Raw genomic sequence first — 11,707 nt, forward strand, 5'->3', positions numbered from 1 at the left:
CGCAAGTTCGGGGCGGTCAAGAAGGACGTCAGACATATTTACCTCTTCTGCCACCCCGGCAACCCGGATATTAGTCCGGTCGTTCCCAGAATGGCCTCCAGCGGAGACCCGGTCAGGGATCGGTTGTGTGGGCGGCTACGTTGCGTACCTAAGATGTTTAAGGACGACGGGATGAAGCGCCGCGGTTGTGGTAACCGCAACGCTCCCGCCCATGAAACACCTAATTCTACAGGCTGGCGACGGGTTCAGCAGTGCGATCCGGCGTTTTCACATGTGGTCATCGAAGAGGGAGCAGAACCGGTGAATCGAATTACGGCGTGGTTGCCGACCAGGATTGACAGGCGTGTGCGTGTGATCGCGTGGATCTACCTCGCCGCCCAGATTCTGCTGGTCGGGACGGGTGGACTGGTGCGCCTGACCAGCTCGGGCCTCGGTTGCCCCACCTGGCCCAAGTGCACCGCGGACTCAGTGGTCAACACGCCCGAGATGGGCATCCACGGCTACATCGAATTCGGCAATCGCCTGCTCGGAGTTGCCCTCGGCCTGGTCGCGATCGCGGCCTTCCTCGCCGTGGTGCGCCTCCGAAAGGAGCGCCCCGACCTGTTCTGGGTCGCCCTGCTCGCGGGGTTGGGCATCCCCGCGCAGGCCGTTATCGGCGGCATCAGCGTTCTTGCCCAGCTGAACCCCTATGTGGTCGGCATCCACTTCGTGATCTCCGTGATCCTGGTCGTGCTGTGCACCGTCTTCGTGCACCGGGTCTACACCGGCCGGGTGCCGCGCACCCTCGCGGTTCCGGTCTGGTATCGGACGCTGGCGTATGTCACGAGCGCGGTCGTGTTCGTCACGATCCTCGTCGGCATCCTCACCACCGGCTCGGGCCCGCACGCCGGGGACGCGGATGCTCCCCGCACGGGCCTTGACCCCGAAATCCTGCAGCACGTGCACAGCTGGCCGGCCTACGTCACCGTTGCCCTCACCGTGGTTCTCCTGGTCGTGGCCTTCTCGCGCGCTCTGCCGACGCAGGGCTGGGCCCTTCTCCTTCTGCTCGTCGAGGCCATGCAGGTCGGCGTCGGCCTGATCCAGTCCAACACGGGGCTCCCTGCCGGGTTGGTCGGCATCCACATGGTGCTCTCCTGCGTGCTCGTGGCCATCCTGACCGCGCTCGTCCTGAACCTCAGCACACCGGTGGACGTGCGGGTGTCCCCCAGAGCGACCACCCCCGACCTGGTCGGTCGCCGGTAGCGACGTAAGTCCTCGTCGTTTAGTTGTGGTCATCACAGCCCGAACGCCGTGCCCGGTGTCGAACGGGAGCTGCGGGCTAGAACGGGAGCAGCGGATCAACTCCGACGGCCAGGAACAACAGGGTGAGATAGGCGATCGAACCGTGGAAGACGCGCATCGGCGACACCTCCACGTGACGGATCGCCAGGCCGTACAGCCGGTGCGTCTCGTAGATGAACCAGGCGCCGGTCACCAGGGCTACGAAGAGGTACAGCAGACCCATGTCCGCGATCGGTACGAGCAGGAGCGAGCAGGCGACGGTCGCCCAAGCGTACAGGATGACCTGAAGGCCCACCTGGCTGCGGCCGCGCACGACGGCGAGCATCGGCACCCCGGCGGCCTGATAGTCGTCACGGTATTTCATGGAAAGCGGCCAGTAGTGCGGCGGCGTCCACAGGAAGATGATCAGGAACAGGACGAAGGGCGGCCATGATAGGTCGCCGGTCACGGCGGCCCAGCCGATGAGCACGGGCATGCAGCCCGCGATGCCGCCCCAGACGATGTTCTGGGCCGTGCGGCGTTTCAGAACCATCGTGTAGAAGACGACATAGAGCAGGATGGCGCCCAGCGACAGGGCCGCGGCGAGCCAGTTCGTGAAGGCCAGCAGCCAGAGAATCGATGCCAGACCGACCAGCCAGGCGAACACCAGGGCCTGCCGGTCGGTGAGTTCCCCCGTGACGAGCGGGCGATTCTGGGTACGCTTCATCAGCCGGTCGATGTCCCGGTCGATGTAGCAGTTGAACGCCCCGGCAGAGCCGGCGCTAAGCGAACCGCCGATCAGGGTTGCCACGACCAGCCACAGGCTCGGGATGCCCTGTTCGGCCAGGATCATCGTGGGAGCGGTGACCACCAGGAGCAGTTCCACGACCCGCGGCTTGGTCAGCGAGAGGTAGGCCCTTGCCGTGCGCCGGAGCGTGCGTGGGGTGCTCAGGGTGTGGGTTTCGGCTGCTCCGGGCAAGGCTCCTCCAACGCTGGTGACAGTGACTGTGATTCTAGGCGAACTGTCGGAACCGAAACCGTCGACGGGCCGCCGGGGGTGCGTCACGAGACGACACATCACGGGTCCGAACCGGCGTTGCCTATACTGGGGGTGCTCGCCAATCTCGGTGCATGCATGCTGATCCACCGGAACCGGGCATCTGCTGCGACACCGTGATGACGCTGATGTCCTCGGGCGCGCACAATAGCGGGTGCGGGTTCTCAGCAACCTTCTCCCTTGTCTTCAGAAGGGTCAATACCAAGTGGCAGCACTGCAGTGGGATTCAATTGACAGCAAGGCGGTCGACACCGCACGCCTCCTCGCGGCCGATGCCGTGGAGAAGGTCGGGAACGGGCATCCCGGTACCGCCATGAGCCTCGCTCCCGCGGCCTACCTCCTGTTCCAGAAGGTGATGCGGCGTGACCCGTCCGACAACGAGTGGATCGGTCGGGACCGTTTCATTCTCTCGGTCGGCCACAGCTCGCTCACCCAGTACGTGCAGTTGTACCTCGGTGGCTACGGACTCGAGCTCGAAGATCTGAAGGCTCTGCGCACCTGGGGTTCCAAGACGCCCGGGCACCCGGAGTACGGCCACACCGACGGGGTCGAGATCACGACCGGTCCTCTGGGCCAGGGTCTGGCCTCCGCCGTCGGCTTCGCCTACGCCTCCCGCTTCGAGCGCGGACTGTTCGACCCGGAGGCGTCGGTCGGCACGAGCCCGTTCGATCACTTCGTGTACGTGATCGCCGGCGACGGCGACCTGCAGGAAGGCATCACGAGCGAGGCCTCCTCCCTCGCCGGCCACCAGCAGCTCGGCAACCTGATCGCGATCTACGACAGCAACCAGATCTCCATCGAGGACGACACCAACATCGCCTTCACCGAGGATGTCGCGGCCCGCTATTCGGCCTACGACTGGCACGTGCAGACAGTCGACTGGAAGCAGACCGGCGCCTACGTCGAGGACGTCGCCGCACTCCACGACGCGATCGAGGCGGCCCAGGCAGTCACCGACAAGCCGTCGCTGATCATCCTGAAGACCATCATCGGCTGGCCCAGCCCGAAGAAGCAGAACACGGGCAAGATCCACGGTTCGGCGCTCGGCGCCGAGGAGCTGACCGCCGTCAAAACGGTCCTCGGTTTCGACCCCGCGCAGGCCTTCGAGGTCGCCGACGAGGTCATCGCGCACACCCGACAGGCCGTGGACCGCGGGGCCGCCGCCCACTCCGCCTGGAACGTCGAGTTCGAGGCCTGGGCGACCGCCAACCCTGAGCGCAAGATCCTGCTCGATCGGGTGCTCTCCGGCGACCTACCCGACGGCGTCGAGGCGGCCCTGCCCGTCTTCCCCGCCGGCACGGAGGTATCGACCCGTGCCGCGTCCGGCAAGGTCCTCACCGCGCTCGGCACGGTCATCCCCGAGCTGTGGGGTGGCTCCGCCGACCTCGCAGAATCGAACAACACCACCATCGGCGGTGCTGCCTCCTTCATTCCGAGCGAGCACTCCACCGGCGAATGGACCGGCAACCCCTACGGCCGCGTGCTGCACTTCGGCATCCGCGAACACGCCATGGCCGCCATCCTGAACGGCATCGTGCTGCATGGGAACACCCGCCCCTTCGGCGGCACCTTCCTGATCTTCAGCGACTACATGCGACCGGCCATCCGCCTGGCCGCGCTGATGCAGGCCCCCTCGATCTTCGTCTGGACCCACGACTCCGTCGCCCTCGGCGAGGACGGCCCCACCCACCAGCCGATCGAGCAGCTCGCGACCCTGCGCGCCATCCCCGGACTCGACGTGGTGCGCCCCGGCGACGCCAACGAGGTGTCCTGGGCGTGGAAGACGATCCTCGAGCGCCGCCAGGGACCGGCCGGCATCGTGCTGACCCGCCAGAACATTCCCGTGTTCGAGCGCGGCGAGGGCGACGCCACCGGCGACGTGCTCGCATCCGCCCGAAACGTGGCCCGGGGCGCCTACGTGCTCGCTGAGGCTGCGGGCGGCACCCCTGATGTGATCCTGATCGGCACCGGCTCCGAGGTGCAGCTGGCCCTGGCGGCCCGCGAGCAGCTCCGGGCCGAAGGCATCAGCGCGCGCGTCGTGTCGGCCCCCAGCCTCGAATGGTTCCGGGAGCAGAGCGCCGAGTACCGCGAGGCTGTCCTGCCCGCATCGATCACCGCCCGGGTATCCGTCGAGGCGGGAATCGCGTTGACCTGGGACAAGTACGTCGGCGACCGTGGCCGCAGCGTCTCGATCGAGCACTTCGGTGCGTCGGCCGATTACAAGACCCTGTTCCGTGAATTCGGCATCACGACGGATGCCGTCGTCGCCGCCGCCAAGGAAACTCTCGCCGCGCACTGAACCCGCTGCGCCGCGACACCACACACCTGAATACCCTGCATTCCAAGGAGATACGAAATATGACTGAGAACACTCCCCTAACCGAGCTGTCATTGGCCGGCGTCAGCATTTGGCTGGACGACCTGTCCCGGGAACGCATCGCTTCCGGCGGCCTGGCGAACCTGATCGACACGAAGAACATCGTCGGCGTGACCACCAACCCGACGATCTTCGCCGGCGCCCTCAGCAAGGGCGAGGCGTACGCGGAGCAGGTGGCCGCTCTTGCCGCCGCCGGCACCAGCGTGCACGACGCCGTGTTCGAGATCACCACCGACGATGTGACCGCGGCCAGCGATATCTTCCGCCCGGTTTACGATCGCACCCGCGGCGTCGACGGGCGCGTGTCGATCGAGGTCGAGCCCGGGCTGGCCCACGACGCGGCCGGCACGGTCACGCAGGCCCAGGAACTGTGGGCGAAGGTCAATCGACCCAACGCCATGATTAAGATCCCCGCAACGGTGGAAGGTCTCGAGGCGATCACCGCGACGATCGCCCTCGGCATCAGCGTCAACGTCACCCTGATCTTCAGCCTCGAACGTCACCGCCAGGTCATCAACGCGTACCTTTCCGGCCTGGAGAAGGCCAAGGCGGCCGGCCTCGACCTCAGCGTGATCCACTCCGTTGCGTCGTTCTTCGTCTCGCGGGTCGACACCGAGATCAACGCCCGCCTCGAGGTCATCGGGACGACAGCCGCGCTTGCGCTCAAGAGCAAGGCCGGCGTCGCGAACGCCCAGCTCGCCTATCAGGTCTACGAGGAAGCCTTCTCCACCGAGCGCGCCCTCGGCCTGATCAGCGCCGGAGCCAACAAGCAACGCCCCCTCTGGGCCTCCACCGGCGTCAAGGACCCCAGCCTCCCCGACACCCTGTATGTGACCAACCTGGTCGCGCCCGAGGTCGTCAACACCATGCCGGAGAAGACCCTCGAGGCCACACTCGACCACGGCGTCATCCCCGCGAACTCCATCACCGGCGCGTACGACGAAGCCAACCTGGTTCTCGACGCACTCGCGAACGAGGGTGTCTCGTACAACGACGTCACCCAGGTTCTAGAGGCCGAAGGCGTGGCCAAGTTCATCGTCTCGTGGAATGAACTCCTCGAGACCGTGACCGCTGCCCTCGAGACCGCCACGACGACCAAGACCGGGGCCGCACTGTGAGCTTGCACATCTCCGTGAGCGGCGCGGCGGCCGAGGCCGTTCGCACCACCGTCCCGACCCTGGTGGCCGACCTCGTCGCATCCGGGATCACCGCCCTTGACCCGGCCCTCTGGGGCCCCGAAGCCGAAGCCGAAGCCGCGAAGCGACTCGGCTGGACCGAGTCCGTTACGGATTCCCGTCCGCTGGTCGCGGAGATCCTTGCCCTGCGCGACTCCCTGCGGGCCGGCGGAGTCACCCGTATCGCCCTCACCGGCATGGGTGGCTCGTCGCTGGCGCCCGAGGTCATCACCCGCACCGCGGGCGTGAACCTCACCGTGCTCGACTCCACCGACCCCGGTCAGGTCCTCGCGGCCCTCGGCGAGAACCTCTCCGCCACCGCGCTCGTGGTGTCGTCGAAGTCCGGCTCCACGGTCGAGACCGACAGCCAGCGCCGTGTCTTCGAGCGCGCCTTCCGCGCGGCCGGCATCGACCCGGTCGAGCGCATCATCATCGTGACCGACCCTGGCTCCCCCCTCGACGCGGATGCCCGTTCCGTGGGCTACCGCGTCTTCAACGCGGATCCCACAGTCGGTGGACGTTTCTCGGTGTTGACTGCGTTCGGACTCGTTCCGTCCGGCCTTGCCGGCGTGGACATCGCCGAGCTGCTCGACGAGGCCGAGGCCGTTTCGCTTTCCCTTGCCGTGGATACCGCCGAGAACCCGGGGCTCATCCTGGGTGCGGCCATCGCCGCGACCACCCCGCGCCGCGACAAGCTCGCAATCGTCGAGGATGGCACCCACATCGTCGGTTTCGCCGACTGGGCCGAACAGCTGATCGCCGAATCCACCGGCAAACAGGGCATCGGCATCCTTCCTGTCGTGCTCGACCTGGACGCCCCCGAGCTGACCCTGGACCTGCCTGACCTGCAGGTTGTTCGCCTGGTCTCCGACGCCGGCCTCGACGTGTTCTCCGACAACGGCGGACACGACGAGATCCGGATCAGCGGCACCCTCGGCGCGCAGTTCCTCGTCTGGGAGTATGCCACCGCCGTCGCCGGCCGCTTGCTGGGCATCAACCCGTTCGACCAGCCGGATGTCGAGGCCGCCAAAAACGCGACCCGCGGTCTCCTCGACGCCCGTCCCGAACCGGTCCCCGCCGCGTTCATCACGGACGGAATCGAGATCCGCGGCACCGCGCACGTGATCGGCGCCGCCAGCGACCTGCCCTCCGCTATCGATGCCCTGATCGAGGAGCTGGGCACGGACGGCTACATCTCCGTGCAGGCCTACGTCAACCGGCTGGAACTGCCCCAGCTCGCCGAAATCCGTGATCTGCTGGCCGCACTGGCCAAGCGCCCGGTCACGTTCGGCTGGGGACCGCGGTTCCTGCACTCCACCGGCCAGCTGCACAAGGGCGGACCGGCCACCGGAGTGTTCCTGCAGATCCTCACCACCCCGGACGTCGACCTCGACATCCCGGAGCGCCCCTTCACGTTCGGGGAACTAATCCTGGCCCAAGCCAGCGGTGACGCCAGCGTGCTGGCGGACCATGGTCGCCCCGTACTGACGCTGACGCTGACCGACCCGGCCATGAACATCGCCACCCTGTTCGACGCACTGCGCTAACCCGTTCGGCGCCGGCCCGCGGGCCGGCGCCGAACAACGTGCTCGAACGCCACACCTCGAAGGAGCTGCATGTCCCCGGTGGAAATCACCCCGGAGTTCAATCCATTGCGTTCACCACACGACTACCGTCTGAATCGCATCGCCGGGCCCAGCAGCTTGGTGATCTTCGGCGTCACCGGTGACCTGTCGCGGAAGAAACTCATGCCGGCCGTCTATGACCTCGCCAACCGCGGCCTGCTCCCGCCGGGTTTCGCGCTCGTCGGATTCGCACGCCGCGACTGGACCAACGAGGACTTTATGAAAGTCGTGCACGACTCGGTCAAGGAGTACGCGCGCACCGAGTTCAACGAGGACGTCTGGACTCAGCTCGCCGAGGGCATCCGTTTCGTGCCGGGGTCGTTCGACGACGCCGCGTCGTTCCAACTGCTCAAGGACACCATTGCGCAACTCGATCGGGAGCGCGGGACGATGGGCAACCATGCGTTCTACCTGTCGATCCCGCCGAAGGCATTCCCGCAGGTCACGGAGCAGCTGCGCCGCTCCGGCCTGGCCGATCAGACGGACGGGCAGTGGCGGCGGGTCGTGATCGAGAAGCCGTTCGGCAGTGACCTGCAGACCGCGCGCGAACTCAACGCCGTGGTCGAGTCGGTCTTCCCGCCCGACTCGGTCTTCCGCATCGACCATTACCTGGGCAAGGAGACGGTGCAGAACATTCTGGCCCTCCGCTTCGCGAACCAGTTGTACGAACCGATCTGGAACACCAACTACGTCGACCACGTGCAGATCACCATGGCCGAGGACATCGGCGTGGGCGGTCGGGCCGGCTACTACGACGGCATCGGCGCAGCCCGGGACGTCATCCAGAACCACCTGCTGCAGCTTCTGGCGCTAACCGCCATGGAGGAACCAATCTCCTTCGACGCTGCCGACCTGCGCACGGAGAAAGAGAAGGTTCTCGCCTCCGTCCGGCTTCCCGACGACCTCGCCCGTGGCACGGCCCGCGGCCAGTATGCCGGCGGTTGGCAGGGCGGCGAGAAGGTCGTGGGGTTTCTGGACGAGGACGGGATGGACCCCGAATCCCTCACCGAAACGTACGCCGCGCTGCGGCTGACCATTGAGAACCGCCGGTGGTCAGGGGTGCCCTTCTACCTGCGTGCGGGCAAGCGTCTGGGCCGCCGGGTCACCGAGATCGCCGTGGTGTTCAAACGAGCCCCCCAGCACCTCTTCGGCAAGGGAAACTCCGCACCGTTGGGCGAGAATGCCCTGGTCATCCGGGTGCAGCCCGACGAAGGCGTCACCATCCGTTTCGGCTCCAAGGTGCCCGGTGCCGGCATGCAGGTGCGCGACGTGACGATGGACTTCGGCTACGGCCACGCCTTCACCGAGGCCAGCCCCGAGGCCTATGAGCGGCTCATCCTCGACGTGCTCCTGGGCGACCCGCCGCTCTTTCCCCGGCACGAGGAGGTCGAGCTGTCGTGGAAGATCCTCGACCCGATCGAGGAGTTCTGGGCGAAGCAGGGCCAGCCCGAGCAATACCGGCCGGGAACCTGGGGTCCGGTCTCGGCCGACGAACTGCTGTCCCGCGACGGCCGACATTGGAGACGCCCATGATCGTCGATCTGCCCAACACGACCACCTCCAAGATCTCCAAGGCCCTGGTGCGCATCCGCGAAGAAGGCGGCGCGGTGGCCCTCGGCCGCGTGCTTACGCTCATCATCGCGTCCACCATGGGCCGCGAGGAGGAGGCCATCGAGGCCGCGAACGACGCGTCCAGGGAACACCCCATGCGCGTGATCGTGCTGTCAACGATGGACCAGGATGACACGGCCTCCCCACTCGCCCCCCGCGTCGACGCGGAAATCCGTGTCGGCGGGGACGCGGGCGCCAGCGAGGTCATCGTGCTGCGCGCCTACGGTGAGGCCGCCAGCGACCCGGAAAGCCTGGTCACCGGCCTGCTCCTGCCCGACGCCCCCGTCGTGGCCTGGTGGCCCGGTGTGGCGCCCACTGTGCCAGCGGATTCGCCCCTCGGGCGCATCGCCCACCGGCGCATCACGGATGCTTCCGCGCAGCCCGACCCGCAGGCCGCGCTTCATCACCTCTGCAGTTCATACCGTCCCGGCGACACGGACTTCGCCTGGACCCGCCTCACCCTCTGGCGCGCCCAGCTGGCGGCGGTCCTCGACCAGCCGCCCTACCTGCCTGTGACCGCCGTGCAGGTGACCGGTGCCGCGGACTCGCCGTCCACGACCCTGCTCGCCGCCTGGCTCGATCTGCAGCTGCAGGTCTCGGTGGACTACGAGTTCACTACGGGGCCGCTGTCCCACGGCATCCGGAGTGTGCACCTGACGCGCTCCGCCGGGCTCATCTCGCTCGAACGAGACGTGCCCGACATCGCCAGACTCACCCAGCCCGGCCAGCCCGTTCAGGACCTCACCCTCAAGCGCCGGAGCCTGCGGGACTGCCTCAGCGACGAGCTGCGCCGCCTCGACCCCGATGAGCTGTATGGTGAGGTCATCACGCGCGGCCTACCGCACCTTGACGATGTGGTCGCAGAACACAACGAAGGACGACCGTGACCAACGAACGACGCGTACTCGTGCACACCGATCGCGCTGCCCTGGCCGCCTCGGTGGCGGCCCGATTCATCACAACGACCGTGGACCTCCTGCACGAACAGGGAGAAGTCAACGTGGTCCTGGCCGGCGGCAGCGTCGCGATCGAGGTCTTGGAAGCTGTCAACGCCTCCGCGGCCCGCGACACCATCGACTGGGGCCTGGTCACGTTCTGGTGGAGTGACGAGCGCTGGGTGCCCAAGGAGCACCCCGACCGCAACGAGCGCCAGGCTCGCACCGCCCTACTTGACCACATCCAGATCCCGGAGGCGAACATCCACCCCTTCGCCGCCTCGGACGAGGGAGTCGACCTCGACACCGCAGTCGAGAGCTACGCCGCGTTGCTCGAGTCCGCCTCGATCGAGGGAACCGACCTGCCGCGCTTCGACATCACCTTCCTCGGCGTGGGGCCGGACGGCCACGTCGCCTCCCTATTCCCGCACCAGGCCGGCATCCGCGAACACAGCAAGAGCGTGCTCGCCGTGCGCAACTCTCCCAAGCCCCCGGCGGAGCGGCTCAGCCTCAGCCGACCGGCCCTGAACTCCTCACGGTGCGTGTGGATGGTGCTGGCCGGGCCGGACAAGGCATCGGCGCTCGGTCTCGCCCTAGCCGGCGCCAGCCGCGACGAGGTGCCCGTGGCGGGCATCAAGGGCCGCCGGTACACGAACTTCTTCGTCGACCGGGAGGCCGCTGCGGAGGTCCCCGAGAACCTCACCGCGTCGACGTTCTAGAACAGTCACCTGCTCGGGCAGACCCACACACCGAGAAAGGCCCCGACCAGAGTCGGGGCCTTTCTCAGTGAACGACAGGCGTGCGTGTCCAAACGTCAGTTCGTCGCGGACAGCTTGCCCCGGCGCACGCGCAACTGCTGCAACGCTTCTTCGAGGAGCGATTCTGCCTCTTCCTCGGTCCGGCGTTCCTTCACGTAGGCAAGGTGCGTCTTGTACGGTTCAAGCTTGACCACCGACGGCGGGTTCTCTTTATCGCGCCCGGCCGGGAGCCCCGACGACGGGCAGTCGATGGTCACCGGGATCTCTTCATCGGGGAGGTTTGCCGCGAAGTAACGCACGGTCTCGTTGCCGAGGGCGTCCCAGTAGGACACCTTGATGCGGTCCGCGTGAAAACCGCGGTCCTGCTCGCCCATGGGGCCGGCACCGACCCGGGATCCTCTGATTGCGCTGCCACCAGATGCCATTATGTTCCTCCGCTTGAAAAGGGCGTTGTAGCCGATTGACCGGTTGAGCTAGAGCTCGTCGAAACTGTGAAACGGGAGGCTAAAGCCCCGTGTCGAACTTGGTGATGAGTCCCAGGATTACGATGCAGGTAATCCAGAGCAACCCCAGGATGACGGTGATGCGGTTGAGGTTGCGTTCCGCCACACCGGACGCACCGAGGTTGGAAGTGACACCTCCGCCGAACATGTCGGACAGACCGCCACCACGCCCCTTGTGAAGCAAAATGAGCATGGTCAACAGGAGACTCGTAATTCCGAGCAACACCTGCAGCACAACCTGGAGAATCTCCACGCGAAACCTTTCACAGTGCGATGGGCCCAAAAAACCCATCAAGATCAGTGATAATCATAGCCTGACTCACGAACCAGCCCACCGACCCCCTGTTGGGGAACGATGGGCTGCTTCGAGGCCTGCTGCCGAGTTGAGACAGCAGATGTGGTGCAG

General features: G+C 66.6%; 10 protein-coding genes. 7 read left to right on the top strand and 3 right to left on the bottom strand.

Going from position 1 to position 11,707, the window contains the following annotated elements:
* Positions 1 to 300: 300 nt before the first annotated feature.
* On the top strand, positions 301 to 1,242 hold the full coding sequence (locus CXY82_RS10985; RefSeq protein ID WP_104171047.1) for a heme A synthase: 942 nt from the start codon (positions 301 to 303) through the stop codon (positions 1,240 to 1,242).
* 76 nt (positions 1,243 to 1,318) lie between these two features.
* Here the strand turns inward: CXY82_RS10985 and CXY82_RS10990 are convergent, their stop codons facing one another.
* A complete protein-coding gene (locus CXY82_RS10990; RefSeq protein ID WP_233194134.1) occupies positions 1,319 to 2,239 on the bottom strand; it encodes a heme o synthase in 921 nt (306 codons plus the stop codon).
* Between the two features lie 283 nt (positions 2,240 to 2,522).
* Between CXY82_RS10990 and tkt the strand changes: the two genes are divergently transcribed.
* The 6 genes from tkt (at position 2,523) to pgl (ending at position 10,759) form a co-directional block, all read left to right on the top strand.
* Positions 2,523 to 4,616, top strand: coding sequence for a transketolase (tkt, locus tag CXY82_RS10995; RefSeq protein WP_104170971.1), 2,094 nt, complete (start codon positions 2,523 to 2,525; stop codon positions 4,614 to 4,616).
* A gap of 59 nt (positions 4,617 to 4,675) precedes the next feature.
* Positions 4,676 to 5,812: a transaldolase gene (gene tal, locus CXY82_RS11000; RefSeq protein ID WP_104170972.1), complete on the top strand. Its 1,137-nt coding sequence runs from the start codon at positions 4,676 to 4,678 to the stop codon at positions 5,810 to 5,812.
* Positions 5,809 to 7,416, top strand: a complete 1,608-nt coding sequence (locus tag CXY82_RS11005; RefSeq protein ID WP_104170973.1) for a glucose-6-phosphate isomerase — start codon at positions 5,809 to 5,811, stop codon at positions 7,414 to 7,416. The genes tal and CXY82_RS11005 overlap by 4 nt, the downstream gene beginning before the upstream one ends.
* 69 nt (positions 7,417 to 7,485) lie before the next feature.
* On the top strand, positions 7,486 to 9,027 hold the full coding sequence (zwf, locus tag CXY82_RS11010; protein WP_104170974.1) for a glucose-6-phosphate dehydrogenase: 1,542 nt from the start codon (positions 7,486 to 7,488) through the stop codon (positions 9,025 to 9,027).
* Positions 9,024 to 9,992 carry a glucose-6-phosphate dehydrogenase assembly protein OpcA gene (locus CXY82_RS11015; protein WP_104170975.1) on the top strand — a complete coding sequence of 323 codons (969 nt, stop codon included), beginning with the start codon at positions 9,024 to 9,026 and terminating at the stop codon, positions 9,990 to 9,992. The genes zwf and CXY82_RS11015 overlap by 4 nt, the downstream gene beginning before the upstream one ends.
* On the top strand, positions 9,989 to 10,759 hold the full coding sequence (pgl, locus tag CXY82_RS11020) for a 6-phosphogluconolactonase (RefSeq protein WP_104170976.1): 771 nt from the start codon (positions 9,989 to 9,991) through the stop codon (positions 10,757 to 10,759). Before CXY82_RS11015 ends, pgl begins: the two co-directional genes overlap by 4 nt.
* 95 nt (positions 10,760 to 10,854) lie before the next feature.
* On the opposite strand, the gene CXY82_RS11025 is transcribed toward pgl, so the two are convergent.
* Complete coding sequence (locus tag CXY82_RS11025) at positions 10,855 to 11,223, bottom strand: RNA polymerase-binding protein RbpA (protein ID WP_104170977.1); 369 nt, start codon at positions 11,221 to 11,223, stop codon at positions 10,855 to 10,857.
* A gap of 79 nt (positions 11,224 to 11,302) precedes the next feature.
* Positions 11,303 to 11,554 (bottom strand): preprotein translocase subunit SecG, encoded by a 252-nt coding sequence (gene secG, locus CXY82_RS11030; RefSeq protein WP_104170978.1) that lies wholly within the window; start codon positions 11,552 to 11,554, stop codon positions 11,303 to 11,305.
* Positions 11,555 to 11,707: the final 153 nt, after the last annotated feature.

Origin of the sequence: Cryobacterium sp. M23 (assembly GCF_002929655.1) — a bacterium.
GTDB lineage: Bacteria > Actinomycetota > Actinomycetes > Actinomycetales > Microbacteriaceae > Cryobacterium > Cryobacterium sandaracinum.

Coding starts and splice junctions, on each gene's coding strand:
- tal (WP_104170972.1), top strand. CDS start 4,676: ATGACTGAGAACACTCCCCTAACCGAGCTGTCATTGGCCGGCGTCAGC.
- zwf (WP_104170974.1), top strand. CDS start 7,486: ATGTCCCCGGTGGAAATCACCCCGGAGTTCAATCCATTGCGTTCACCA.
- CXY82_RS11015 (WP_104170975.1), top strand. CDS start 9,024: ATGATCGTCGATCTGCCCAACACGACCACCTCCAAGATCTCCAAGGCC.
- CXY82_RS11025 (WP_104170977.1), bottom strand. CDS start 11,223: ATGGCATCTGGTGGCAGCGCAATCAGAGGATCCCGGGTCGGTGCCGGC.